Consider the following 25,546-nt stretch of genomic DNA (forward strand, 5'->3'; position numbering starts at 1 on the left):
GGGTCAGACGACGAGGAGCGGGACCAGCAGGGCGAAGGCGGCGCCCGCCTCCACGGCGTAGCCGTACAGCGAGGGGTGCTGGACCGGGGCGGCGAGCAGGACGACGCTCTGCTGGGTGGCGGCGGCCGCCACCCAGTCCTCGTCCGCGCCGAGGTTGCCCTGGTACCAGCCCTCGCAGGAGCCGGGTCCGGTGACGGCGAGGAGGTCGTCCTCCCGGCGGTAGAAGGCCTGCCAGCCGGCGGCCGGCGCGGACCAGCCGTCGAAGTCGGTGAACTGGGCCCAGCCGCCCTCGCGTATCGCGGTGTCGAACATCCAGACCGGGGTCCCCTCCGGAGTGACTTCACCACCGGCCTGCTGGTCGGTGGTGAAGTGCACCATGGGAAGGGCGTCGGGCCCGTCGGCAGTGCTGGGCCAGGCGTACATCGTGATCATCAGCTGATTCTGTCCTGGTCGAAGTAAGCCCGGTGTTATTTACGGGGCGACCGGGCGGCGGCCGTTCTCCAGTTCCGCGGTGCCCTCGCCCGACTGCACGACCCGGTAGGCCTCCTGGGTGCGCAGTCCGAGCGAACCGATCAGGTAGGCGGTGAGTTCGCCGGGTTCGACGAGCCGCCAGGAGAGCAGCTCCTCCTCCTGGAGCCTGATCGAGGCGAGCTGGGCCTCGTCGAGCACACCGCCGTCGTAGACGTACGCGACCAGCGGCGGGCGGTCGCTCCCCAGCACCCAGTCGACGGCGAGCAGGCGGCCGAGGGGGAGGTCGAGTCCGATCTCCTCGGCACTCTCGCGGCGGGCCGCGGTGCGCGGTGACTCGCCCTGGTCCGACTCGATGGTGCCGCCCGGCAGGGCCCATCCCTCGCGGTAGTTGGGCTCGACGAGCAGGACCCTGCCCTCGGCGTCCCGGTAGAGGGCGGCCGCGCCGGCCAGCACCCGGGGCAGGCTCGCGATGTACGTGGCGTAGTCATCCGTGGTGGTCACGCGGCCACCCTACCGAGGCGGGCCCGCGTTACCGCCGGGCCCGCCCTCGTGGTCCTGCCCCCTGGACTCCGCGGCGCGGCGCAGCCGGATGTGCCGGGCCGTCCCCTGTTCGGTGATGGCGTCGCCGACCATGGCCCGGACCGCGTCCCGCATCCCGTGCAGGGCGTGGTGGCGGGCGGGTCCGGCGCCGGGGTCGGTGCGGAGTTCCTTCACCAGGGCCCAGCACAGCAGCATCATGACGACGACGAACGGCAGCGCGACCAGGATGGTGGCGGTCTGCAGGGACTTCAGGCCGCCCGCGACGAGCAGGACGGCGGCGACGGCGGCCATCAGCACGCCCCAGGTGACGACGAGCCAGGTGGGCGGGTTGAGGGAGCCGCGGCTGGTGAGCGAACCCATTACCAGGGAGGCCGAGTCGGCGCTGGTGACGAAGTAGGTCATGACCAGGACCATGGCGACCCACGAGGTGACCGCGGAGAGCGGCAGGGCGTCCAGCATCGCGAAGAGCGAGGCCTCCGTACCGTCCTTGATCTTGGCGGCGAAGTCCACGGCGCCGGTGGAGTCGAGGCGGATGGCGGTACCGCCCATCACGCAGAACCAGACGACGGTGGCCCCGCTGGGGACGAGCAGCACGCCGATGAGGAACTCGCGGATGGTGCGGCCGCGCGAGATGCGGGCGATGAAGGTGCCGACGAAGGGGGCCCAGGAGAGCCACCACGCCCAGTAGAAGATCGTCCACGCGCCGAGCCACTTGGAGTCGGTGAAGGCGCCGGTGCGGGTGGCCATGGGCACCAGCTCGCTCAGGTACCCGCCGATGCTGGAGGGGATCACGTCGAGGATGTAGACGGTGGGGCCGAGTACGAAGACGAAGAGCATCAGGGTGGCGGCGAGCACGAGGTTGATCGTGCTGAGCCACTTCACGCCCTTGTGCAGGCCGGAGAAGGCGGAGAGGACGAAGGCCGCCGACAGCGAGCCGATGATGATCAGCTCGACGGTGATGGAGTCCTCGATGCCGGTGGTGAGGTTCAGCCCCTTGGAGACCTGGAGCGCGCCGAGGCCGAGGCTGGTGGCGGTGCCGAAGACGGTGGCGAACACGGCCAGCAGGTCGATGGCCTTGCCGGGCCGGCCGGCCGCCCGTTCCTCGCCGATCAGGGGGACGAAGGCGGAGCTGAGGCGGTTGCCGCGGCCCTTGCGGAAGGTCGCGTAGGCCAGGGCGAGGCCGGCGATGCCGTAGATCGCCCAGGGGGTGAGGGTCCAGTGGAAGAAGGAGTACTCCATGGCCGCGAGGGCGGAGGCGCCGGTGGCGGGGGCTGCCCCGGAGGCCGGGGGCGGCGCCAGGTAGTGGGTGAGCGGCTCCCCCACCCCGTAGAACATCAGGCCGATGCCCATGCCGGCGCTGAACATCATCGCGATCCACGCGAGGTTGGTGAACTCGGGCTCGGAGTCGTCGGCGCCGAGGCGGATCCGGCCGAACCGGCTGATGGCGAGCACGACGCACATGACGAGGAAGACGTCGGCGGCGATCACGAACAGCCAGGCGAAGTTGCTCAGCACCCAGGAGAGCGCGGTGCCGGACGCCATGTCGAAGGAGTCCTTGCCCAGGGCCGCCCAGGCGACGACGGCCAGCACGGCGATCACGCCCACGGTGACGACGGTGCGGTCGGGTGCCCCCTCCGCGGGGCCCTCGGTTGCCCCTCCGGGAGTGTCCGGGGGTGACTGTTCCGGTGATTCCGCGCTCATGCGGCCACACTATGCAGCCGTATATCCCTATTTAGGGGCATGGCGCGCCGGGTGTGGCCCAGGCCACTCATGGGCATAGGAGGATCCTCCGGATAAGCTCATGGCGGCGCGACTGCACTGTTCGATAGCAAGGGAATAGCAAGGTGACGGACGGAGCAGTAACTGAGGCCGCGCGCGTGCTCATCGCCGCGGACAAATTCAAGGGTTCGCTCACGGCCGTGCAGGTCGCGGAGCGGGTCACGGCCGGCCTGCGCAGGGCCGTACCGGACGTGGAGATCGAGACCCTCCCCGTCGCGGACGGCGGCGACGGAACGGTCGCGGCAGCCGTGGCGGCAGGCTTCGAACGCCGGGAAGTACAGGTCACCGGACCGCTCGGCGACCAGGTCACGGCCGCCTTCGCGCTGCGCGAGGGCACCGCGGTGGTCGAGATGGCGGAGGCCTCCGGGCTACAGCTGCTGCCGGCGGGCACCTTCGCCGCGCTGACGGCGACCACGTACGGCTCGGGCGAGCTCCTCAAGGCCGCGCTGGACGCGGGTGCCCGCTCGATCGTCTTCGGCGTGGGCGGCAGTGCCACCACTGACGGCGGCGCCGGCATGCTGGCCGCGCTCGGCGCGGTGTTCCTTGATGCGAACGGCGAACCGGTCGGTCCGGGCGGCGGCGCTCTGGCCCGGCTGGCCTCGGCCGACCTGTCGGGGATCGACCCGCGCTTCGCGGAGGTGGACTTCGTCCTCGCGAGCGACGTGGACAACCCGCTGACCGGCCCGAAGGGCTGCGCCGCGGTCTACGGCCCGCAGAAGGGGGCCTCGCCCGAGGACGTGGCGACGCTCGACGCGGCGCTGGCGCACTTCGCGGTGGTGCTGGAGAAGTCGATCGGCGCGAAGGCCGCCGAGTGCGCGGTGCTGCCGGGCGCCGGTGGCGCGGGCGGCATCGGCTACGGGGCCCTGCTGCTCGGCGCCACGTTCCGTCCCGGCATCGAGCTGATGCTGGAGGTGCTGGGCTTCGCCCCCGCGCTGGAGCGCGCGACACTGGTCATCACCGGTGAGGGCTCCCTGGACGAGCAGACCCTGCACGGCAAGGCCCCGGCGGGTGTCGCGGCCGCGGCGCGCGCGGCGGGCAAGCCCGTGGTGGCGGTGTGCGGGCGGCTGCTGCTGACCCAGGAGGCCCTGGAAGGGGCCGGCATCCGCAAGGCGTACCCGCTCACGGACCTGGAGCCCGACCCGGCCAAGTCCATCCCGAACGCGGGTCCCCTGCTGGAGCAGGTCGCCGCCGACATCGCCGCCGACGTCCTCTGACCCGGTCGCGTTCTTCGTAGCCTCGTCGGCGTTCGAGGCGCGGGGTCCGGTGCCCGGCGGAGCCCCAGGAAACCCGGCTCCGCCGGGCACCGGGCTCCGCCCCGGACCCGCGCCTCAAACGCCGACGAGGCCGGAGCGGCGGGGCTCCGCCGCCAGGAGCTCGGCCGTGGTGACCACGCGGGCGAACCCGCCGCCCTGGAGGTTCACCGCGGTGGCGGCGGCGAGCTCGTCCGCCGTCAGGGAGAGCCCCGCCGGTCCGGCGAGGTCGAAGGTGTGGGTGGCGTCGAGCGGGACCAGCACGTCGTAGCCCAGGTTCCCCGCCATCCGGGCGGTGGTCTCGACGCACATGTTGGTCTGGATGCCCACCAGCACCAGCTGCCCGATGCCCCGCTCCGTCAGCCAGTCGGCCAGGTCCGGGGTGCCGTAGAAGGCCGAGTTCACGGTCTTGGTGATCACCAGGGCCCCGTCGCGCCGCTTCTCGACCAGGTCCTTGAAGGCGTGGCCGGGGTGGTCCGCGGCCAGGACCGAGCCGGGCTGCACGGAGGCGTGCCGGACCAGGACCACCGGGCGGCCGGCCGCGTGCCACGCGTCCATCAGGGCCGCGATGTTGTCCTCCGCCTCCGGGTTGTTGCGGGGCCCCCAGAAGGACTCCTCGTCGAAGCCCTGCTGCACGTCGATGACCAGAAGGGCGCTGTCGGGGGCGATCTCGATCGCGGTCGTTGTCATGGCTCCATGCTGTCCGCCGGGCGGCGCGCCCGACAGCGGCCACGGGGCCCCGTACCGATGGGATCCTGCCAGGCTGGCAGTCCCGGTTCCTGACACACTGGCGGGATGCGCCGCGTCGCCATCGTCGTCCAGCCCGGTATCCGCAGCTTCGACCTCGCCGTCATCACCGAGGTCTGGGGCCCGGACCGCAGCCGCTCCGGGGTGCCGGGCTTCGAGCTGCGCCGGTGCGCCGCGGAGCCCGGGCCGATACCTCTGCCCGGCGGGCTGAGCCTGGAGCCCGACCGGGGGCTCGACTGGCTGGCCACCGCGGACCTGGTCGTCGTACCGGCGCTGGCCGAGCCGGGCGATCCGACGCCCGAGCCGGTCCTCGCGGCCCTGCGCGAGGCGCACGCCCGGGGCGTGCCGGTCGCCGCCCTGTGCGCCGGGGCGTTCATCCTGGCCGAGGCCGGCCTGCTGGAGGGCCGCCGGGCCGTCACCCACTGGTGGCTGGCCCCGCAGCTCGCCGCCCGCTACCCCGGGATCGTGGTCGAGGAGGCCCCGCTCTACGTCGAGGACGGTGGGCTGTGGACCTCCGCCGGGGTGGCCTCCGGGATCGACCTGTGCCTGCACCTGGTCCGGGAGGCGCACGGCGCCGAGGCCGCCGCCTCCGTCGCCCGCTCCATGGTGACGGGCCCCTTCCGCATCGGGGACCACGCCCAGTACCTGGACCGGCCCGTCCCGGCCGCGGACCGCACCGCCGAGGCGCTGGTCTCCGTACGGGCGCGCGCCCTGAGCTCGCTGCACGAGCCGCTGTCCGTGGCCACGCTGGCGGGCTGGGCCGGGATGTCCCCGCGCTCCTTCGCCCGGCACTTCGCCGCCGCCACGGGCACCACGCCGCACCGGTGGCTGCTGCGCCACCGCCTGGACGCGGCCCGCAAGCTGCTGGAACGCACCGACCATCCGGTGCCGGAGGTGGCCCGCCGGGCCGGTTTCGCCAGCGAGGTCACCTTCCGCCAGCACTTCACGGCGCACGTCGGGCTGGGGCCACGGGCGTACCGTGCGGCCTCCTCCGTACCGGCAGCCCCACCTGCGGCGGCACCCACAGCCGCACCAAACCCCCCGGACAGTGTTAGAAAGGGCTCATGACCGGACGTTTTGGTCGCCAGCCGACCGGGAGGGGTTCGCGCGTGTTCGCGCGCCTGTCCCGGGGGGCACACAGCGTCGCCGGTCAGGTCTTCGCCCTCCAGGGGGTGATCGTGCTGCTGCTGATCGCCGCCGCCGTGGTGGCGCTGCTGTTCCAGGCCCGGTACGACAGCGAGCGCGACGCCCGTCACCGGTCGCTCGCGGCGGCCGAGGCCTTCGCGCACGCCCCCGGCATCTCGTCGGCGCTCATCTCCACCGACCCGACCGCCCTGCTCCAGCCGCTGGCCGAGGCCGCCCGCCGGGGCTCGGGCGTCGATTTCATCGCCGTCATGAACACCGACGGGGTCCGCTACACCGACTCGCGCCCCGAGCTGATCGGCCGCCGGGCCACCGGTGACCTCAGCCGCGCCGTCGCCGGGCAGGCCTTCACCGAGACCTTCAGGGGCGAGCCGAGCGATGCCGTCCGGGCCATCGTCCCCGTACGGGGCCCCGACGGGGCCGTCGTCGGCCTGGTCGGCACCGGCATAGAGGTCGAGAACGTCGCCGAGGTGGTCGAGGGCCAGCTCCCGCTGCTGCTCGGCGCGGCGGCGGGCGCCCTGCTGCTCGGAACCGGCGGCGCCGCCCTGGTCAGCCGCCGGCTGCGGCGCCAGACCCGCGGGCTGGGCGCCGCCGAGATGAGCCGGATCAACGAGCACCACGAGGCCGTCCTGCACGCGGTGCGCGAGGGCGTCGTCATCATCAGCGCGGACCAGCACCTCGTCCTGGCCAACGACGAGGCCCGCCGGCTGCTCGGCCTGCCGGAGGAGGCCGACGGCCGGCACGTCGGCGACCTCGGCCTCGACCCGCGCACCGCCGAACTGCTCGCCTCGGGCGAGATCGTGACGGACCACGTGCACCTGGCGGGCGACCGGCTGCTCGCCGTCAACGTACGGCCCACCGCGCAGTACAACGGCATGTCCACCGGCAGCGTCGTGACCCTGCGCGACTCCACCGAGCTCGCCGCGCTCTCCGGACGGGCCGAGGTGGCCCGCGGCCGGCTCCAGCTGCTCTACGACGCCGGTGTGCGGATCGGTACGACCCTCGACGTGGTGCGGACGGCCGAGGAGCTGTCGGAGGTCGCCGTCCCGCGGTTCGCGGACTTCGTCACGGTGGAGCTGCTGGAGCCGGTGCTGAACGGTGAGGAGCCCTCGACGGCGGGTGGCGTCTACACCGAGATGCGCCGGGCGGCCATCACCGGCGTGCGCGCCGACTCCCCGCTCCAGCCGGTCGGCGACGTCATCCGCTTCGTCGTGCCGACGGCCCCGATGGCGGCGGCCCTGGACGCCGGGCACGCGGTGCTCGCGGCCGATCTGAACGCGGCCATGGGCTGGCGGGCCCAGGACTCCCAGGGCACCCGGGTGGCCCTGGACTACGGGCTGCACTCGCTGATCTCCGTACCGCTCCAGGCCCGGGGCGTGGTCCTGGGCATGGCCAACTTCTGGCGGGCCGACACCCCCGAGGCCTTCGACGAGGAGGACCGTTCCTTCGCGGCCGAACTGGGTGCGCGCGCGGCCGTCTCCATCGACAACGCCCGCCGCTTCACCCGCGAGCACGCGATGGCCGTGACGCTCCAGCGCAGCCTCCTGCCCCGCGTGCTGCCCGCCCAGAACGCCGTGGACGTGGCCTTCCGCTATCTGCCCGCGAAGGCCGGGGTGGGCGGGGACTGGTTCGACGTGATTCCGCTGCCCGGCGGCCGGGTGGCGCTGGTGGTCGGCGATGTGGTGGGGCACGGGGTGCACGCCGCGGCCACCATGGGCCGGCTGCGGACCGCGGTGCACAACTTCTCCACCCTGGACCTGCCGCCCGACGAGCTGCTGGGACACCTCGATGAGCTGATCAACCGGATCGACCAGAACGAGACCGGGATCGGGATCGTGGGCCCCGGCGGGGAGGCGGCGAACGCGGACGCCCCGGAAGGGGTGGCCGAGTCGGCCGGGGTCACCGGTGCCACCTGCCTCTACGCGGTCTACGACCCGGTCTCCGGGCGCTGTCTGATGGCCAGCGCCGGTCACCCGGGGCCCGCGCTGATCCGCCCCGGCGCGGACGTGGAGTTCCTCGAGCTGCCGGCCGGGCTGCCGCTGGGCGTCGGCGGCATGCCCTTCGAGGCGGCGGAGTTCCTGCTCCCCGAGGGGAGCCGGCTGGCGCTGTTCACGGACGGCCTGGTGGAGGATCGCCACCGCGACTTCGACGCCGGGCTGCACCTGCTGGGCGAGACCCTGGAACGGCCCGGCCGCAGCCCGGACCAGGCCTGTGCGGACGTGCTCGCCGCCATGCTGCTGCCGGTGCCGAGCGATGACATCGCGCTGCTGGTCGCCGACACCCGGCGGCTGGAGGCCGACCGGATCGCCGAGTGGGAGGTGCCCGGCGAGCCCGCGGCCGTCTCGCGCGTACGCAACGCGGGTGCGGCCCAGCTCGCCGCGTGGGGGCTGGAGGAGATCTCCTTCACCACCGAGCTGATCCTCAGCGAGCTGATCACCAACGCCATCCGGTACGGGAGCGCGCCGGTGCGGGTGCGCCTGCTGCGCGACCGCAGCCTCATCTGCGAGGTCTCCGACGGCAGCAGCACCTCGCCGCACCTGAGGTACGCGGCCACCACAGACGAGGGCGGGCGCGGGCTGTTCCTCGTCGCCCAGTACGCCGACCGGTGGGGCACCCGCTACACCGAGCGCGGCAAGGTCATCTGGGCCGAGCTGCCGCTGACCGGGGGCCCGGAGCCACTCGCGGCGGACCCGCTCGACCTGGACGCGCTGGAGGACCTGGCCTGGTGAACCGCCGGCCCCGGGGGCCGGGCCCGGAACGGGGACCGGGAGCGGGGGGCCGGGGCCCCGGGGTCACGTCCGGCGGGTACGGGCCAGCAGCACCGCCACGTCGTCCTGCTGGGCGGACGGAAGCAGCTGCCGCAGGATCCCCCGGCACAGTTCCTCCAGGGGCTGCTCCACGTGGCGCAGGGCCCCCGCCAGCTGCTCCATGCCCTCGTCGAGGTCCCGGTCCCGGGCCTCGATGAGGCCGTCGGTGTAGAGCACGAGCAGGCTCCCCGGGGGCAGCCGCACCTCCTCGGTGCGGAAGTCCTGGCCGCCCGCGCCCAGCGGGGTCCCGGGCGGGCCGTCGAGGAAGGTGATGTTCCCGTCGGGGGTGACCACGGCGGGCGGCGGATGGCCGGCCCGGGCGATCACGCAGACGCCGGACGCCGCGTCGTGGACGGCGTACACGCAGGTGGCCATCTCGTCCTCGCCCAGGTCGGCCACGACGGCGTCGAGGGAGCTGAGCAGCTGCGCGGGCGGTACGTCGTGGCGCGCGAGGGTCCGTACGGCCGTGCGCAGCTGACCCATGACGGCCGCCGCGTGGATCCCGTGGCCCATGACGTCCCCGATGACCAGCCCGGTCCGGCCGCCGGGCAGCGGGATGGCGTCGAACCAGTCCCCGCCGACGTCGTGGTCGCTGGCGGGCAGGTAGCGCCCGGTGAGTTCGAGGCCGGGGACCTCGGGCAGTGCGCTGTTGGTGAGGCTGCGCTGAAGGGTCAGGGCGGCCTGGCGCTGGAGGGTGTACATCCGGGCGTTGTCGATGTTGAGGGCCGCGCGGGCGACCAGTTCGTCGACGAGGACGTAGTCCTGCTCGTCGAAGGGCTCCCGCTCCCGCGTGCGGGTCACGGCGACCGCGCCGAGCACGGTGCCGCGGGCGACCAGGGGGACCAGCCGGGCCGAGCCGAGGGTGGCGAGGTAGGTGCGCAGGGCCTCGGCGCGGGGGGAGGTGATCAGTGCGGGGATGTCGGCGAGGTAGAGGTTCATGGGCCGGCCCTCGGCGATGACCTGCTCGTAGGAGGTGCCCGTGGGGATCTGGAAGGTCTGTCCGGGAGCGAGTTTCGCGGTGGGGGCGGTCGGGTCGGGGAAGCGGGCCGCCAGGCGGCGCAGGACACCGCGGGTGGAGGCCGTGGGGACCGGGCCCTCGTCGGGGCCCAGTACGGCTTCGAGCAGTTGTACGTCGGCCGAGTCCGCGAGCTGCGGTACCAGGACGTCCACGATCTCCTGGGCGGTCTGGTGGAGGTCCAGGGTGGTGCCGATGCGGGTGCCCGCCTCCGCGAGCAGCGCGAACCGGTGCCGGGCCCGTTCGGCGTCGGCCTGGGCGCGCTGGCCGTCGGTGATGTCGATGAGCGAGGCGATCACGCCGAGGGCCCGGCCGGAGCCGTCCAGCAGCGGGGCGTACGAGCAGGACCAGGTGTGGTCGTTGTCCGGGTCGGCGGGGGTCCGGCCGGTGCGGCGGACGTCGACGACGGCGGTGCCCCGTTCGAGGACCTGCTGCATCGTCGCCTCCAGGGCGACTGCGTTCACCCCGGGAACGACCTCGGTGAGCCGTTTGCCGAGGTGCTCGGCGGCGGAGACGCCGTTCATCCGGGCCAGGGCGTCGTTGACCCGGAGGAACCGCAGGTCGGTGCCGAGGGTGGCGAGTCCTATGGGCGACTGGGTGAAGAGGCTCTGGAGGGCGGCCAGCGAGTCCCGCATGTGGAGGACCTCGGAGGTCTCCACGGCGATGAGCATGGCCCCCATCCGGCCCTGCCGGTCCACGGCGGGGACGATCCACATCTCCATCGGCACCCGGTGGCCGTCGCGGTGGCGCACGGGGAGGGTGCCGACGACGGTCTCGCCGGCCTGGACGCGCCGCGTCAGCTGGTCGGCGAGATCGTGGTTGGCCTCGGGGACCAGCACGGCGCTGCCGGGCAGCCCGATGATGTCCTCGGGGCGGTGCCCGAGCAGGTCCTGGGCGGCCAGCGACCACTCCACGATGCGTCCGTCGGCGTCCTCCCGCCACAGTGCGATCGGGAGCAGCTCGCGGAGCACGCCGGCGTACCCGACAGCCGCGGCCGGCTGATCCGGCACCTCGCTCGTCGACTGGTAAGTGTCCAACGCACCGACCTCAACCCGGGGGGCCTGATTCCTACCGAATCACCCTATCCGAGGCGTGGGCGCGGGGCTCTGTGTCCGCCGTCGTACGCCCGCCGTCGTCGTACGCCCGCCGCCGCGGCGGCGGGTGGCGCCTCGAGGCCGGCCCGATCGGCAGGGCACCCCTACGGCAGTACGGCGGCGGCGGGTCCGGTCTGCTGCCGCGGGAGCGTCCGGAGCCGGTCGGCCGTGTCGGGGCCGTCGAGGACGCCCGCGATGCCCCGGGCGAGGTCGGGGATCCGGTGGGCCGGGATGCCCGCGATGTTGATGCGCCCCGAGGTCGTCCCGTAGACGGCGTACTGCCTGCGCAGCCGGAGCATCTGGTGCGAGGACAGCGGCAGCATCGAGAACATGCCCTTCTGCCGGGCGAGGGAGCGAGCCTGTTCCGCGCAGCCGAGCGTGCTCAGGTGGGCGATCAGATCGGCCCGGTTGTCCATGATCCGGCCCCGCATGACCTCCAGCTCCGCCCGCCAGGCGGCGCGCAGTCCCTCGTCCTGCAGGATCGTGGTCACGACGGCGGCGCCGTGCTCGGGCGGCATCGAGTAGAGGGTCCGGGCGGCGTTCTGCAGGGTCGTCTCGGCGTGCCGGACGGCCTGGCCGGAGGCGCCGATCACGATGGCGCAGCCGACGCGGTCGCTGTAGAGGCCGAAGTTCTTGGAGCAGCTGACCGCGATCAGCATCTCCGGGACGCGGGCCGCGAGCATCCGGGTGGCCAGCAGGTCGGCCTCCAGGCCGTCGCCGAGCCCGTGGTAGGCCAGGTCGACGAAGGGCACCCAGCCGCCGCGGACGGCCGACTCGGCGAGCGCCTCCCAGTCGTCGAGCAGCGGGTCCACACCGGTGGGGTTGTGGCAGCAGCCCTGGAGCAGGACGACGTCGTCGCGCTGGGCGTTCCGCAGTTCGCCGAGCACGCCGGAGGTGTCGAAGCCGCCCTCGGCGTCGCGCCAGCCGTAGGTGCGCACGCGCAGCCCGGCGGCCTCCAGGATGGGCCGGTGGTTGACGTAGGCGGGGTCGCTGATCCACACCGTGGTGCCGGGGCGGGTCCGGCAGATCAGGTCGGCCAGCAGCCGCAGTGCGCCTGAGCCCGCGACGGTCTGGACGGCCGCGGCCCGGTCGGCGGGCCCGCTCGGGCCCAGGACCAGCTCCAGCAGGGAGCGGTTGAAGGCGGCGTTGCCGGAGAGCCCGCGGTACTCCTTGGAGTCGGAGCGCTCCGCCAGCCGGATCTCGGCCTCGCGCACGGCGGTCATGACGGGCGTGGTGCCCGTCTGGTCCCGGTAGACGCCGAGGACGAGGTTGAGGCGTTCGGGCCGCTCGTCGGTGCCGAACTCGTAGGTCAGGTCCCACAGCGGGTCGGTGGGCGGCGGGGGGAGGAGCTCAAGCATCTGCGGGAACCTTGGGTCGTGGGCGGCGGTTGGCGAGGACGACGCCGGCGGTGATGAGGGGTACGCCGACGAGCACGGCGAGGGTCGGTGTCTCGCCGAGCAGCGGGACGGCGAGCAGGACGACGGCGACGGGGCTGAGGCTGCCGACGACGGCGCTGCGCTCGGCGCCGAGCCGGCGGATGGCGAAGGCGTACAGCAGGCCCGCGCACAGTCCGACGCCCAGCCCCTGCACGACGAGGAACAGCGCGATGTCGCTGCCCGCGGCGTGTGCGATGCCGGTCGGGAGCACCCCGGTCAGGACGAGGACCCCGATCACGGCGAAGGAGGGCAGGCACAGCAGGCCGATCGAACCGACGGGGTCGAGGTCCACCTCGCGCAGTCCCACGGTGTAGAGGGCCCACAGCCCGCTGGCGACGAGGAGCGTTCCGGCGCCCGCGAGTACGTCGGTGTCCACCGGGACCACGTAGCGCCAGACGAGGGCGATCACACCGGCCGCGATCAGCGCGAGCCCGGCCGCCTGGGTGCCCCGGGGCGCGCCGTGGCCGCGGCGGATCATGATCACGGAGACGAACAACGGGACCATGCCGGGGACGATGGAGCCGACGAAGGCGGCGGAGGTCAGGGCGCCGCCGTGCATCGCGGCCAGGAAGAAGGGCACCCCCGCACCACAGATGATCTTCACGGCGGGTCCGGGCCGTACCGCGGCGATGGCGCGACGGCGCCGCCACAGGGCGGGGAACAGGACGACGAGGGGGACTCCGAAGCGCAGCAGGGCCGCGTCGGCGGGGAGCAGGGAGGAGCCGCTCAGGGCGCGGGCGCTGAGCGCGAATGCCGCCCAGATCGACACGGTCACCAGCAGCGCCAGCATGCCCTCGGCCTGTGGGGAGAGCCCGCGCCGGCCGGGGTGTCCGGCCTGCGGGCCCGCCGCATCGGGAGGCAGGGTCGCCCGGGTGGTGTTCGTCGCGACCAAGGAATTGCTCCAGCCTCTGGGACCCGGACCGATCCGGTCCGTGCAGGGCAACGCTAGGGCTTGGGGCGGGGCAGCCGATTGCCAGTTCTGCCTCTCGGACATACGTTTGGGGCAGAATCTGCCAAGGAGTGGCCATGGACGCAGTCGATCTGCAGATCATCAGGGAATTGCAGGCCGACGGGCGCCTGTCCAACCAGGACCTGGCGGACCGTGTCCGGCTGTCCCCCTCCCCCTGCCTGCGCCGTGTGCGGCGGCTGGAGGAGGCGGGTCTGATCCGCGGCTACACGGCCATGGTCGACCAGGTCGCCTTCGGGCTCCCGGTCACCGTCTTCGTGCGGATCCGGCTGGAGCGGCACACGGCGGAGGCGGTGCGGCAGTTCGAGGAGCACGTCGCGGTCATCGAGCACATCCAGGACTGCTACCTGATGGCGGGCAGCAGCGACTACCTGCTGCGGGTCGTCATCGAGGACCTCGAAGCCTACGAATCCCTGGTGCGCCACCGGATCCACGCCATTCCCGGGATCGCCTCGATCGAATCGAGCTTCGCGTTCGGCAGCGTCAAGCAGTCCCGGACCTACCCGCGGCCCGCCCCGGGGGCGTCACGGCGATCGCCGCGGTGACGCAGGCGCGTCCGCCTCAGCGGGAGCCGGCCACCGCCGCCTCGAAGGCCTCGAAGGCGGCCGCGTCGTAGAGCACGAACCGCACCTCCTGCACCTCGGTACGGGCGCTGCGCACCGTCTCCACCGCGATGCGCGCCCCGTCGTCCATGGGCCAGCCGTAGATGCCGGTGGAGATGGCCGGGAACGCGACCGTACGGGCCCCCAGCTCGTCGGCGACCCGCAGCGATTCGCGGTAGCAGGAGGCCAGCAGCTCGGAGCGGTCCTCCTCGCGGGACCAGACCGGGCCCACCGTGTGGATGACGTGGTCGGCGGGGAGCCGGCCGGCCGTGGTGGCGACGGCCCGGCCCGTCGCCAGGCCCTTGCCGTAGTGCGAGCGGCGCAGGTCCTCGCAGGCCGCGAGGATCTCCGGGCCGCCGCGCCGGTGGATGGCCCCGTCGACCCCGCCGCCGCCGAGCAGCGAGGAGTTGGCCGCATTGACGATCGCGTCGGCCTTCTCGGCGGTGATGTCGCCGCGGACCAGGACGATACGGGCCATCAGGAGTCCTTCCGCAGGTGACGCCAGACCGCCTTGGCGGCGTTGTGCCCGGACATGCCGTGCACGCCCGGGCCGGGCGGCGTCGCGGAGGAGCACAGGAAGACCGCCGGGTGGGCCGTCGTGTACGGGGTGAGGGACAGCTTGGGGCGCAGCAGGAGCTGCAGTCCCGAGGCGGCCCCGCAGGCGATGTCGCCGCCCACGTAGTTCGGGTTGCGGGCGGCGAGCTGGGGCGGACCCGCGGTGGCGCGGGCGAGGACCAGGTCGCGGAAGCCGGGGGCGAAGCGCTCCAGTTGGGTTTCGACGGCCTCGGTGAGGTCGCCGTCCCAGCCCGCGGGGACGTGCCCGTAGGCCCAGAAGACGTGCTTGCCCTCGGGCGCCCGGCCGGGGTCCACCAGGCTGGGCTGCGCCGTGATGAGGAAGGGGGCGCGCGGGGCCCGGCCTCCCGCGGCGAGCTGCAGGGCGGCGTCGATGTCCCGGGCGCGCGGGCCGATCTGCACGGTGCCGGCGCGGCGCGGTTCCTCGGCCGTCCACGGGACCGGTCCGTCCAGTGCGTAGTCGAGCTTGAACACGGAGGCGCCGTACCGGTAGCCGTCGTACGCGCGGCCCAGGCGGGCGATCCGGGCCAGTGCGGTCGGCGAGGTGTCGAAGACGTAGGTGCGGGCCGGCGGCAGGTCGTCGAGCCGCTTGACCTCGAAGCCGGTGTGGATGGTCCCGCCGAGGTCGCGCAGGTACCCGGCGAGGGCGTCGGAGACGGACTGCGAGCCGCCGCGCGGCATGGGCCAGCCGTTCGCGTGCGCGGCCAGTGCGAAGACGAGGCCGACGGCGCTGGTGGCGATCCCGTCGAGCGGTGCGATGACGTGCGCGACCATGCCCGCGAAGAGGGCTCGGGCCCGTTCGTCGCGGAAGCGGCTCAGGAGCCAGGTGGCGGGCGGCAGCCCGGCGAGCCCGAACCGGGCGAGCGTGAGCGGATCCCGGGGCAGAGCGGTGCTCGGCAGCGACATGAAGTCCCGGGCCAGGGTGTCCCATTTGCCGAGGAACGGTCCGACCAGGCGCCGGTAGGCACCCGCGTCGCGCGGCCCGAGGGACGCCGCCGTCTCCGCGACCGAGCGGGACAGGACGGCGGCCGTGCCGTCGTCGAAGGGGTGCGCCATGGGCAGCGGGGCGTGCAGCCACTCCAGCCCGTACCGCTTCAGCGGCATCGTGGCGAAGACCGGCGAGCCGGCGCCGAGCGGGTGCACCGCCGAGCAGGGGTCGTGCCGGAAGCCGGGGAGGGTGAGCTCCTCGGTCCTGGCGCCGCCGCCGACCGTGTCGGCGGCTTCGAACACGGCCACCGAGAAGCCGCGCCGGGCCAGTTCGACGGCGGCCGTCAGCCCGTTGGGCCCCGCCCCCACCACGACCACATCGAGAATCGACGGCACTTGCGACTCCTTCGTTTCCGGCGGCGCCTGCACCCCCAGGATATTGCGCCCTACGCGGCCGGCCGGACACCCCTGAATCCGTCCGGGGCCCGCCCGAACCCGCCCGGACCCGCCCGGACCCGCTCAGGCGCCCTTGAGCAGCTCGCGGATACGGACGGCGGTGGCCTCGTCGCGGCCGACGGCGAACGGCAGCGCGTTGTCCCGGTCCACCCGGAAGGGGACTCCGTCGACCGTGCTCTGCGCGCCGCCGGCCTCCGCGACCAGCAGCAGCCCGGCCGCGTGGTCCCAGGCCGAGGGCCAGGTGAAGGCCAGGCCGTCCATCTCGCCGCGGGCCACCTTCAGGTACTCCAGGCCCGCCGAACCGCACGGGCGGGCCGCGACCCCGGGCACGTCCAGCCGGGCGAGCGTGCGCTTGTTCTCGTCACTGGTGTACAGCGGGTGGGCGATGGCGACCCGCAGCGCGGCCCCCGGCTCCGGCGAACCGCTGTGGATCCGCTCGCCGTTGACGTACGCCCCCTGCCCGCGCACGGCGGTCGCCAGCTCCTCCAGCGCCGGGGCGAAGGTCCAGGAGGCGAGGATCTCCCCGCGCTGGGCCAGGGCGACCAGGGTGCAGAAGGCGGGGTCACCGTTCACGAACTGGCGGGTGCCGTCGACGGGGTCCACGATCCACACCGGGGCGTCGGCCCGCAGCGCCGCGTACACGGCCGGGTCGGCGTGCACGGCCTCCTCGCCGACCACGGCCGAGCCGGGCAGCAGCCGGGTCAGGGCGGCCGTCAGGTGTTCCTCGGCCTTGCGGTCGGCCACGGTCACCAGGTCGTGGGGGCCGCTCTTCTCGTCGACCTCGTGCTCGGCGAGCTGCCTGAATCTCGGCATGATCTCGATCGCCGCCGCCTTGCGGACGGCCTCTTCCACATCGGGCAGGTTATGGGCCAGGAACTCATCGATCATGCCTCCAGCAAAGCACGCCCGACCGACAAACCCCACCGCCAATCCCGGACGGGAGGCTGGACACCGGGTGTCCGCCCGGTGAACCGCCCCGGGAGGCCGCGCCTCACGGCCCCGGTGGGCACCGGCCCGCGCGGCCGCGAAGGGGCCCGGGGACGGGGTGGGCACCGGCCGGCGGGGACCGCCGGCGGGAACCGAAGCGGCCCCCGCCGGCGGTCCGTGGCGTCAGTCGCGCAGCACCGGGATGATGTGCCGGCCGTACGCGTCGATCGTGGCCTCCCGGGCGTCGTGCATGTCGTACAGGGCGAACTGGTCCACGCCGAGGTCGCGCAGGGCCCGCAGCTTCTCGATGTGCGCCTCGGCCGGGCCCAGCAGGCAGAAGCGGTCGACGATCTCGTCGGGGACGAAGTCGGTGGACGGGTTCCCGGCCCGCCCGTGGTGGCTGTAGTCGTAGCCCTGGCGGGCCTTGATGTACTCGGTGAGGTCGTCGGGGACCATCGAGGAGTGCTCGCCGTAGCGCGTCACCAGGTCGGCGACGTGGTTGCCGACCATCCCGCCGAACCAGCGGCACTGGTCGCGGGCGTGCGCGAGGTCCTCGCTCACGTACGCGGGCGCCGCCACGCAGATGGTGATCTCCGCCGGGTCGCGGCCGGCCGCCGCGGCGGCCTCGCGGACCGACTTGACCATCCACTCGGTGAGGTAGAGGTCGGCGAGCTGGAGGATGAACCCGTCGGCCTTCTCACCCGCCAGGGCCAGCGCCTTGGGGCCGTACGCCGCCATCCACACGGGGAGCTTCCCGTCGCGGACCCACGGCAGGCGGACCGGGTTGCCGTCCACCAGGGCCTCGCGGCCCTCGGCCAGGTCCCGGATGACGTCGATGGCCTCGCCGAGCCGGGCCAGGGTGTTGGGCTTGCGCCCGGCGACCCGCATCGCCGAGTCGCCGCGCCCGATCCCGCAGACGGTGCGGTTGCCGTACATGTCGTTGAGGGTCGCGAAGGTGGAGGCGGTCACCTCCCAGGTGCGGGTGCCGGGGTTGGTGACCATGGGGCCGATGTGGAGCTTGCGGGTGTGTTCCAGGATCTGGCTGTAGATGACGAACGGCTCCTGCCACAGCACGGCGGAGTCGAAGGTCCAGCCGTAGCGGAAGCCGTTGCGTTCGGCGCGCTTCATGAGGCTGATGACCTGGGAGGCGGGTGGGTCGGTCTGCAGGACGAGGCCGAAGTCCATACGGGCGGCTCCTTGACGCTCTTTACAGGTACTGGCAGGTGGAGCGGGGGACGAAGGCGCCGTGGCCGGCCCGGCCGGTGAATTCGCGCTGGTCGACGACGAGTTCACCGCGCGAGAGCACGGTGTCGACGCGTCCGGTGATCCGCTTGCCCTCGTACGCCGAGTAGTCCACGTTCATGTGGTGCGTCTCGGCGGAGATGACCTGCTCGGCGTGCGGATCGTAGAGGACGATGTCGGCGTCGGAGCCCGGCGCGATGGTGCCCTTCTGCGGGTAGAGGCCGAACATCCGGGCCGGGCTCGCACAGGCGATCTCGATCCAGCGTCGGCGGCTGATGTGCCCGTCCAGGACGGCCTGGTGGAGGAGGTCCATGCGGTTCTCCACCCCCGGCAGCCCGTTGGGGATCTTGGAGAAGTCCCCGCGGCCCAGCTCCTTCTGGCCGCGGAAGCAGAACGGGCAGTGGTCGGTGGAGACCACCTGGAGGTCATTGGTCCGCAGGCCCCGCCACAGCGCCGCCTGGTGCTCGCGGGGGCGCAGCGGTGTGGAGCAGACGTACTTGGCGCCCTGGAAGTCGGGCTCCTCCAGGTTGTCGGTGGACAGGAACAGGTACTGCGGACAGGTCTCCCCGAAGACCGGCAGGCCCTTGTCGCGGGCGGCGGCCAGCTCGGCGACCGCTTCCTCCGCCGAGACGTGGACCACGTAGAGCGGGGCGCCCGCGACCCGCGCCAGCTGGATCGCCCGGTGGGTGGCCTCGGCCTCGAGGAGCACCTTGCGGACCTCGCCGTGGTGGCGGGGGTCGGTCTCCCCGCGGGCGAGGGCCTGTTCGACGAGGACGTCGATCGCGATGCCGTTCTCGGCGTGCATCATGATCAGCCCGCCGTTGGCGGCGCCGCGCTGCATGGCGCGCAGGATCTGCCCGTCGTCGCTGTAGAAGACTCCGGGGTAGGCCATGAACAGCTTGAAGGAGGTGACTCCCTCGCCGACGAGGTGGTCCATCTCCTTGAGGGTTCTCTCGTTGACGTCCGAGAGGATCATGTGGAAGGCGTAGTCGACGGCGCAGTTGCCGTCGGCCTTGGCGTACCAGGTGTCCAGCCCCTCGCGCAGGGAGTGGCCCACGCTCTGCACGGCGAAGTCGACGATGGTGGTGGTGCCGCCCCAGGCGGCGGCCCGGGTGCCGGTCTCGAAGGTGTCGGAGGCGGCGGTGCCGCCGAAGGGAAGTTCCATGTGGGTGTGCGCGTCGACCCCGCCCGGGATGACGTACTTCCCGGTGGCGTCGATCGTGCGGTCGGCCGTCCAGGCCTCGGCGGCCGCGGAGGCGTGCGCGGCCAGCGCCGCCACGCGGCCGTCCTCGATCAGGACGTCCGCGTGCACTTCGTCGGCGGCGGTGATGACGAGGCCGCCGCGGATCAGGGTGCGGATGCTCATGTGATCCCCCTACTGGATGCTGCGCAATGCCTGTTCGAGGATCTCGGCGCCCTCTTCCGCCTCGGCGACGGTGAGGGAGAGCGGCGGCGCGATGCGCAGCACGCTGGTGTTGTACCCACCGCCCTTGCCGAGCAGCAGACCGCCTTCGCGGGCCGCCTCCAGGACGGCGGCGGCCGCGTCCGGGTCGGCCTCGTCGGTGCCCGGCCTGGTCAGTTCCAGTCCGGCCATCAGGCCCCGGCCGCGGACCTCCCGTACGGCGGGCACGGTGGCGGCGATCCCGCGCAGCCGCTCCAGGAGCAGTCCGCCGACGCGCCGGGCGTTGCCCTGGAGGTCGTGCTCCAGCAGGTACGCGAGGTTGGCGACGCCGGCCGCCATGGTGACCGGGGAGCCGCCGAAGGTGGAGATGGAGTTGGAGTCCAGGCAGTTCATCACCTCGGCGCGGGCCACGACCCCGCCGATGGACATGCCGTTGCCGATGCCCTTGGCGAAGGTGAGGATGTCCGGCGGGCCGTTCTGGGCGTGCGCCTGCCAGCCCCAGAAGTTGTCGCCCGTGCGGCCCCAGCCGGTCTGCACCTCGTCGCTGATCCACAGGATGCCGTGGCGGTCGAGCACCTCGCGGAAGGCTCCGTAGAGGCCGTCGGGCGGGGAGGTGAAGCCGCCGACCCCCTGGATGGGTTCGGCGATGAGGGCGGCCACTCCCCCGCGGGCCTGACCGAGTACGTCCTCCAGGTCCCGGGCGGCGGCGGCGGTGAAGGCGTCGTCGTCCAGGTGGGCGAGCGGGCCGCGGGTGCGGACGGCGCCCTGGACGTAGTACGTCTGCAGCGGGGAGAGGCTGGTCGGGGACCAGCCGCGGTTGCCGGTGATCGAGACGGTGGAGAAGGAACGGCCGTGGTAGCTGTTGCGCATCGCCAGGATCTGGTTGGACCGGCGGTACGTCGTCGCGAGCAGCAGGGCGGTGTCGTTGGCCTCGGTGCCGGAGGTGGTGAAGAAGACCCGGGCGTCGGGGATGCCGGAGAGGGCTGCGACCCGCTCGGCCAGCTCGACCATCGGCCGGTTCAGGTAGAGGGTGGAGGAGTGGATGATCCGCCCGGCCTGCTCGGACACGGCCTTGGTGACCTCGGGCAGGGCGTGTGCGGTCATCGTGGTGAGGATGCCGCCGAAGAAGTCGAGGTAGCGGTTGCCGTCCGCGTCCCAGACGTGGCGGCCCTCGCCGTGGGTGAGCTCGATGGGGTGCTTGTAGTAGAGCGCGAGCCAGTCGGGCAGGACGGTGCGGTGGCGGATGTGGAGCGGGGTCGGGTTGGTCACGGCTGTACGAGTCCTCCGTAGGCGTCGGGTCGGCGGTCGCGGTAGAAGGCCCACTGGTCGCGGACCTCCTTGATCAGGTCGAAGTCGAGGTCGCGGACGACGAGTTCCTCGTCCTTGTCGCTGGCGACCTCCCCGACGAACTGACCGCGCGGGTCGACGAAGTAGCTGGTGCCGTAGAAGTCGTTGTCGCCGTACTCCTCCTGGCCGACCCGGTTGATGGCGGCGATGAAGTACTCGTTGGCGACGGCGGAGGCGGGCTGCTCCAGCTGCCACAGGTACGCGGACAGGCCTCGGGAGGTGGCGGACGGGTTGTAGACCAGCTGCGCTCCGGCCAGCCCCAGTTGGCGCCACCCCTCGGGGAAGTGACGGTCGTAGCAGATGTAGACGCCGATCCGGCCGACGGCGGTGTCGAAGACAGGCCAGCCGAGGTTGCCCGGACGGAAGTAGTACTTCTCCCAGAAACCTTTGACCTGCGGGATGTGGTGCTTGCGGTACTTGCCCAGGTAGCTGCCGTCGGCGTCGATGACGGCGGCGGTGTTGTAGTAGAAGCCCTCGCTCTCCAGCTCGAAGACCGGTACGACGATCACCATGCCGGTCTCACGGGCGAGGTCCTGCATCCGGCGGACGGTCGGGCCGTCGGGGACCGCCTCGGCCCAGCGGTAGTGCTCGGGCTCCTGGACCTGGCAGAAGTAGGGGGCGTTGAAGACTTCTTGGAAGCCGATGACCTTCGCACCCTCGGCGGCCGCCCGGCGGGCGTACTCCTCGTGCTTGGTGATCATCGATTCGGTGTCTCCGGTCCAGGTGGCCTGGACCAGCGCGGCGCGGACGACTTGGGCCATGAGCTGCTCCTCGCGACGGGAACGCCGGGTTCTACGCACGTAGACGGTGTGCGTAGGGAGTCGAACGTAGGCCTCGTCACAGCCTGGGGCAAGAGCGCCGTGCGCGGTTGGAGTAGTCGATCACGTTACGTCGCCACGCGATCGAATGCGGTCATCGGGCGGGCGGGATAGGCCGTCTCGTTCGGATCGGGGCGGCCCGGGCCCGCGGCGTCCGGTGCCGTGCCCGGCACGATCCGAACGAGCCGGCCCGGCGCCCCTGCGCACGCGCGATGCCCGCCACTACGCGCTCGCGATGCCCGCCACGCGCAGGGCGTGCACCAGATCGCGGTGGCGCGTTCCGGGCAGCGCCCGGGCCACCTGGAGCAGCCGCGGGGCGAACCACTGCGGGTCCCGCCGGGCCAGCCCCGCGGCCTCCTCGGCGGTGCGCACCCGGACGAAGGCGCCGAGCAGGGCGTCGGCCTCGCGGATCCGGCCGGCCCCGCCGAGGGCGAGGGCCGCGTCCGCGACCTCGGCCACGGGGCGGGCGACGCCCTGGCGCAGCAGGGCGTCGCAGTCGGCCTCCCGGCCCGCGGCGCCGAGGGCGGCGGCGGCGGCCGCGAGTTGCTCGGGCGGGAGCGAGGCCGCCTCCCACAGCAGGGTGGCCCAGTCGGCCGCGAGGCCGGCCCGGGTCAGCTCGGCGGCGAGCCCCGGCAGCTGGTCGGCGGGCCGGGCCGCGGCCTCGCACAGCAGGGCGTGCGCCTCGCCGCTGCGGCCCTGCGCGCGCAGCGCGAGGAGGGCCGCGGCGACGGCTCCGGGATCGCCTGCGGAGGCCGGCCCGGCCCGGTGCACGGGGTCCTGCGCGGCCGGGTGCTGCGCGTCGGGGTGCTGCCCGGCCCGGTGCGCGGGGTCCTGTGCGGCCGGGCCGTCGCCGTGGGCCCGGGGTTCGGGGTCCGGGCTGCCGAAGCGGGCCCCGCGCGGCGCGGGGAGCGCGGCGCCGGGACCGGCGTCGGGCATGCCGTCCCCGCCGGGGTGGCCCGGCGGCGGAGTGAAGGCCGGGGCCTCGGGGGCCGCCGATCCCGCGTACCGGGCGCCTCCGGCGCGCCGCGCGCCGCGCAGCCACCGCCCCTCGGCACGGCCGACCGGCACCTCGACCCGCGCGGGGGGCGGCTCGGCGGCGACGGCCGCCATGTCCTGCCCCGCGGCGGGGGGATCGGCGGGCGGTTCGGTCCGCGCCATCCGCTGCCGGGGCACCCCGGGCAGCCACTGCGCCCCCTCCGGCCGGGGCCACTGCCCGTCGGGGCCGGCCCGCAGGGCGCGCAGCCGGGCCGCCAGGTCCTCGTGGCGGGCCGCGGCGCGGGCCACGTCGTCCTGGGCCCAGGCGAGTTCCCGGGTGAGGGCGTCCGTCTCCGCCCGGTCGGCGGTCCCGGCGAGCCGTACGGTCAGGCTCCGCAGGGCCGTCTGCGACTCGGCCCGCTGTTCGACGGCCGCCGCGAGCAGGGTCCGCAGCTCCCCCTCGCCGCCGGGCAGCCGGTCCCAGGCGGCGACGGCCACGGCCCGCAGCTGGGCCGCGTACGCGGTCTCCCGCGCCGCGAACTCCGCGCCCCGCGCCCCGGCCAGGTCCCGCAGCAGCGATTCCACCAGGTCCCACGGGGGCATCGCCGCCCCGTCGAGACAGGCCCGCACACCGTCCGGGTCCCGGCGCAGGAACTCCCCGTACCAGCCGGCCCCGGGATCCAGTCTCTGCGTCAATCCCCGCAAGTATCCGGAGAGTTGACTGATCGCCAGTGAAGTCGCGGTCTCCATGGGCGCATTGGATCCCACCCGTGTTACGGGCGGGCTACGGGAGTCTCAAAGCTTGACGGCGATCGCGGTGTGGGGACGCTTGCCCCGGCGCGCCAGGGTGGCGGGCACGTCCACCAACCAGTACTGCCACGTGTACTTGCGCGACATCAGCTTCCGCACCCGCCGCAGCCCCGCCTCGTCGAGCAGCCGGGCCTCGCCCTCGTGCACCGGCGCCCCGTCCCGGACGCGCCCGCGTACGTCGCACGCGGCGACCGTGACCCGCCCGTTGTTGCGGATCCGCTTGACCTTCCACGTATCGGTGCGCGTCCACACATACAGCTCGCCACCGTCGGCCACGGCCCACACCGGGGTCGCCACGGGCGTGCCGTCCTTGCGGAAGGTGGTGAGACTGATGTAGCGCGCTCTGCCGAGCTCCTCGAGATCCATACCGGCACCCTAGGCGCGTCCCGTGGGCCGTGTCAGGCCGGCGGGGCCTCTGCGGGGCCGACCGTCTCCCGGGCCACGAACAGCCCGTCCCGTCCCGGCCGGCCGGGTCTTCTCGACCGGTGCCCGGGCGTACGGGAGCTTCGCGCCGGTCCGCGCCTCGTAGCGGTGCAGGTCCACCTCCGGGCCGGGCCCCATGGTCCGCTCCACCCGGCCCCCGCACAGCCACGGCGGGGCCTCGGCCCCGGGCCGGTACTTCGAGTGGAACTCCAGGTGCGCAGCCGGGCGGACTGCTCCCCGTACGGGTCGACGCCCTGGTGCCAGGCGGTCTCGGCGATGTACGCGGACGCGGCAAGCGCGTGGCCGACGCGCATGAGGTTGCGGCAGGTCTCCTGGGCGATGCCGTCGACGTGGGCGGCCCGGAGTCCGGCGTCGTCCTCGCGGCGCTGCTCCATCACGGCCGGCCAGGCGTCCATGATCTGCACGGCCTTGCGGGCGTGGGCGGCGCGGCCCTCACGGCCGACGACGACGCCCCGATGACGGAAGACCACCTCGCCGGCGCGCGGGCGGTCCTCGGGGGCGGCGCACGCCGCGAGCAGCAGGCCGCCCGCGAGGAGTGCGCCGAGGACGGCGAATCCGACTCTCGCGGATGCGTTCACGGCTGACACGCCTTCACGCTTGCCCCGCGCTCCGGAGCCCCACCGCCGATTGCGCCGTTCGGCCGCCGGGCCGCCCGCACGGCAGGGGCAGGTCGCCCCGGCTAGACGGGCACGACCACGCAGCGCCGCAGTACGTCGTCCAGGGAGAGGCCGAGCGCGTCGGCGAGGGCGGCGACCGTGAAGAAGGCGGGCGTGGGCGCGCGGCCGGTCTCGATCTTGCGCAGGGTCTCGGCGGAGAGCCCGGCGCCGGCCGCGACCTCGACCATGCTGCGGCTGCCGCGGGCCTCGCGCAGCAGCGCGCCGAGCCGCTCGCCTCGCTCGCGCTCTTCGGGGGTGAGAGGGGTACGGACCATGCCCTCATCCTACCCCGCACACCAATAACTATCCCGTCATTGTTATACCGGTATAGTTATTGGCATGGTGATTCTGAAGACGGACCGAGAGATCGACGAGATGCGCGCCGCGGGCCGGGTGGTCGCCCGCGCCCTGGCCGCCGTACGGGAGGCCGCCGACGTGGGAGTGTCCCCGCTGGACCTGGACCGGGTGGCGCGCGAGGTGCTCCGCGAGGCCGGCGCCACCTCGCCCTTCCTGGGCTACCGGCCGCGGTTCGCACCGGTGCCCTTCCCCGCCGCGCTGTGCCTCTCGGTGAACGACGCGATCGTGCACGGCATCCCCGGAGACGACCGGCTGCGGGACGGCGACCTGGTCAGCGCCGACTTCGGGGCGCTGCTCGGCGGCTGGGCCGGGGACGCGGCGGTCAGCTTCACGGTCGGCCGGGCCCGCCCCGCCGACCTCCGGCTGATCGAGACCTCCGAGGCGGCCCTCGCGGCCGGGATCGCCGCCGCCGTACCGGGGAACAGGATCGGCGACATCGCCCACGCCATCGGCACCACCTGCCGCGCCGCCGGGTACGGCGTCCCGGACGGCTTCGGCGGCCACGGCATCGGCCGCGCCATGCACGAGGACCCGGGCGTCCCCAACGAGGGCCCGCCGGGACGCGGTACGAAGCTGCGCCCCGGCATGGTCCTCGCCATCGAGCCGATGCTGATCGCGGGCGGTACGGACGACTACACCTGCGACCCGGACGGCTGGACCCTGCGCACCGTCGACGGCAGCCGGGCCGCGCACTCGGAGCACACGGTCGCGATCACCGCCGACGGCCCGCGGATCCTCACAGCCCTCTAGGGGCGGCGCAG

General features: G+C 73.6%; 23 protein-coding genes. 5 read left to right on the plus strand and 18 right to left on the minus strand.

The genetic code is table 11. The features are described from left to right. Positions 1-3: 3 nt before the first annotated feature. The 3 genes from OG373_RS08800 to OG373_RS08810 are packed head-to-tail and all read right to left on the minus strand — an operon-like array spanning position 4 to position 2,712. Entirely contained in the window at positions 4-432 is a 429-nt protein-coding gene (locus OG373_RS08800; RefSeq protein ID WP_405437229.1) for a hypothetical protein, read from the minus strand. A 39-nt stretch (positions 433-471) separates the two neighbouring features. Continuing rightward, complete coding sequence (locus tag OG373_RS08805) at positions 472-972, minus strand: NUDIX domain-containing protein (RefSeq protein WP_405437231.1); 501 nt, start codon at positions 970-972, stop codon at positions 472-474. 9 nt (positions 973-981) lie between these two features. Beyond that, positions 982-2,712 carry a BCCT family transporter gene (locus tag OG373_RS08810; protein WP_405437239.1) on the minus strand — a complete coding sequence of 577 codons (1,731 nt, stop codon included), beginning with the start codon at positions 2,710-2,712 and terminating at the stop codon, positions 982-984. Positions 2,713-2,855: 143 nt separating this feature from the next. Here OG373_RS08810 and OG373_RS08815 point away from each other — a divergent pair, with 143 nt between their 5' ends. After that, positions 2,856-4,004: a glycerate kinase gene (locus OG373_RS08815; RefSeq protein WP_405437240.1), complete on the plus strand. Its 1,149-nt coding sequence runs from the start codon at positions 2,856-2,858 to the stop codon at positions 4,002-4,004. Positions 4,005-4,118: 114 nt separating this feature from the next. Here the strand turns inward: OG373_RS08815 and OG373_RS08820 are convergent, their stop codons facing one another. Continuing rightward, positions 4,119-4,730, minus strand: a complete 612-nt coding sequence (locus tag OG373_RS08820; RefSeq protein ID WP_405437242.1) for a cysteine hydrolase family protein — start codon at positions 4,728-4,730, stop codon at positions 4,119-4,121. A gap of 105 nt (positions 4,731-4,835) precedes the next feature. Between OG373_RS08820 and OG373_RS08825 the strand changes: the two genes are divergently transcribed. Both OG373_RS08825 and OG373_RS08830 read left to right on the plus strand, forming a co-directional pair. After that, positions 4,836-5,855 carry a GlxA family transcriptional regulator gene (locus tag OG373_RS08825; RefSeq protein WP_405437244.1) on the plus strand — a complete coding sequence of 340 codons (1,020 nt, stop codon included), beginning with the start codon at positions 4,836-4,838 and terminating at the stop codon, positions 5,853-5,855. Next, entirely contained in the window at positions 5,852-8,659 is a 2,808-nt protein-coding gene (locus tag OG373_RS08830) for a SpoIIE family protein phosphatase (RefSeq protein WP_405437246.1), read from the plus strand. The genes OG373_RS08825 and OG373_RS08830 overlap by 4 nt, the downstream gene beginning before the upstream one ends. Before the next feature lie 63 nt (positions 8,660-8,722). On the opposite strand, the gene OG373_RS08835 is transcribed toward OG373_RS08830, so the two are convergent. The 3 genes from OG373_RS08835 to OG373_RS08845 all read right to left on the minus strand — a co-directional run bounded on the left by OG373_RS08835 (position 8,723) and on the right by OG373_RS08845 (position 13,174). Next, entirely contained in the window at positions 8,723-10,789 is a 2,067-nt protein-coding gene (locus OG373_RS08835) for a SpoIIE family protein phosphatase (RefSeq protein ID WP_405437248.1), read from the minus strand. 161 nt (positions 10,790-10,950) lie between these two features. Beyond that, positions 10,951-12,204, minus strand: coding sequence for an aromatic amino acid transaminase (locus OG373_RS08840; RefSeq protein ID WP_405437250.1), 1,254 nt, complete (start codon positions 12,202-12,204; stop codon positions 10,951-10,953). Continuing rightward, entirely contained in the window at positions 12,197-13,174 is a 978-nt protein-coding gene (locus tag OG373_RS08845) for a DMT family transporter (protein ID WP_405437252.1), read from the minus strand. Before OG373_RS08845 ends, OG373_RS08840 begins: the two co-directional genes overlap by 8 nt. A gap of 134 nt (positions 13,175-13,308) precedes the next feature. Between OG373_RS08845 and OG373_RS08850 the strand changes: the two genes are divergently transcribed. Beyond that, positions 13,309-13,794, plus strand: a complete 486-nt coding sequence (locus OG373_RS08850) for an Lrp/AsnC family transcriptional regulator (protein WP_030390595.1) — start codon at positions 13,309-13,311, stop codon at positions 13,792-13,794. A gap of 16 nt (positions 13,795-13,810) precedes the next feature. On the opposite strand, the gene OG373_RS08855 is transcribed toward OG373_RS08850, so the two are convergent. From OG373_RS08855 to OG373_RS08905, 11 genes are all read right to left on the minus strand, one after another. Continuing rightward, positions 13,811-14,329, minus strand: coding sequence for an O-acetyl-ADP-ribose deacetylase (locus OG373_RS08855; RefSeq protein ID WP_405437253.1), 519 nt, complete (start codon positions 14,327-14,329; stop codon positions 13,811-13,813). Further along, positions 14,329-15,747: a phytoene desaturase family protein gene (locus OG373_RS08860; RefSeq protein WP_405437255.1), complete on the minus strand. Its 1,419-nt coding sequence runs from the start codon at positions 15,745-15,747 to the stop codon at positions 14,329-14,331. Before OG373_RS08860 ends, OG373_RS08855 begins: the two co-directional genes overlap by 1 nt. A gap of 123 nt (positions 15,748-15,870) precedes the next feature. After that, entirely contained in the window at positions 15,871-16,695 is an 825-nt protein-coding gene (locus OG373_RS08865) for an inositol monophosphatase family protein (RefSeq protein ID WP_405437257.1), read from the minus strand. A 222-nt stretch (positions 16,696-16,917) separates the two neighbouring features. After that, positions 16,918-17,919 (minus strand): TIGR03842 family LLM class F420-dependent oxidoreductase, encoded by a 1,002-nt coding sequence (locus OG373_RS08870; RefSeq protein WP_405437259.1) that lies wholly within the window; start codon positions 17,917-17,919, stop codon positions 16,918-16,920. A 22-nt stretch (positions 17,920-17,941) separates the two neighbouring features. After that, positions 17,942-19,342, minus strand: coding sequence for a dihydropyrimidinase (gene hydA / locus OG373_RS08875; protein ID WP_397733765.1), 1,401 nt, complete (start codon positions 19,340-19,342; stop codon positions 17,942-17,944). A gap of 9 nt (positions 19,343-19,351) precedes the next feature. Then, complete coding sequence (locus tag OG373_RS08880) at positions 19,352-20,647, minus strand: aspartate aminotransferase family protein (protein ID WP_405437261.1); 1,296 nt, start codon at positions 20,645-20,647, stop codon at positions 19,352-19,354. Continuing rightward, on the minus strand, positions 20,644-21,486 hold the full coding sequence (locus OG373_RS08885; protein ID WP_397733761.1) for a nitrilase-related carbon-nitrogen hydrolase: 843 nt from the start codon (positions 21,484-21,486) through the stop codon (positions 20,644-20,646). Before OG373_RS08885 ends, OG373_RS08880 begins: the two co-directional genes overlap by 4 nt. A gap of 279 nt (positions 21,487-21,765) precedes the next feature. Then, positions 21,766-23,214, minus strand: coding sequence for a hypothetical protein (locus OG373_RS08890; protein ID WP_405437263.1), 1,449 nt, complete (start codon positions 23,212-23,214; stop codon positions 21,766-21,768). 99 nt (positions 23,215-23,313) lie between these two features. After that, the gene (locus OG373_RS08895; RefSeq protein ID WP_397733757.1) at positions 23,314-23,694 is read right to left on the minus strand and encodes a PPOX class F420-dependent oxidoreductase; all 381 of its coding nucleotides are present in this window, start codon (positions 23,692-23,694) and stop codon (positions 23,314-23,316) included. Between the two features lie 32 nt (positions 23,695-23,726). Then, positions 23,727-24,350: a hypothetical protein gene (locus OG373_RS08900; protein ID WP_405437265.1), complete on the minus strand. Its 624-nt coding sequence runs from the start codon at positions 24,348-24,350 to the stop codon at positions 23,727-23,729. 101 nt (positions 24,351-24,451) lie between these two features. After that, positions 24,452-24,703, minus strand: coding sequence for a helix-turn-helix domain-containing protein (locus tag OG373_RS08905; protein ID WP_397733754.1), 252 nt, complete (start codon positions 24,701-24,703; stop codon positions 24,452-24,454). Between the two features lie 64 nt (positions 24,704-24,767). On the opposite strand from OG373_RS08905, the gene map reads away from it, so the two are divergent. Next, on the plus strand, positions 24,768-25,535 hold the full coding sequence (gene map, locus OG373_RS08910; RefSeq protein ID WP_405437267.1) for a type I methionyl aminopeptidase: 768 nt from the start codon (positions 24,768-24,770) through the stop codon (positions 25,533-25,535). The last annotated feature ends 11 nt before the right edge of the window (positions 25,536-25,546 follow it).

The sequence above is a fragment of the Streptomyces avidinii genome, from assembly GCF_045161815.1.
Taxonomy (GTDB): Bacteria; Actinomycetota; Actinomycetes; order Streptomycetales; family Streptomycetaceae; genus Streptomyces; species Streptomyces avidinii.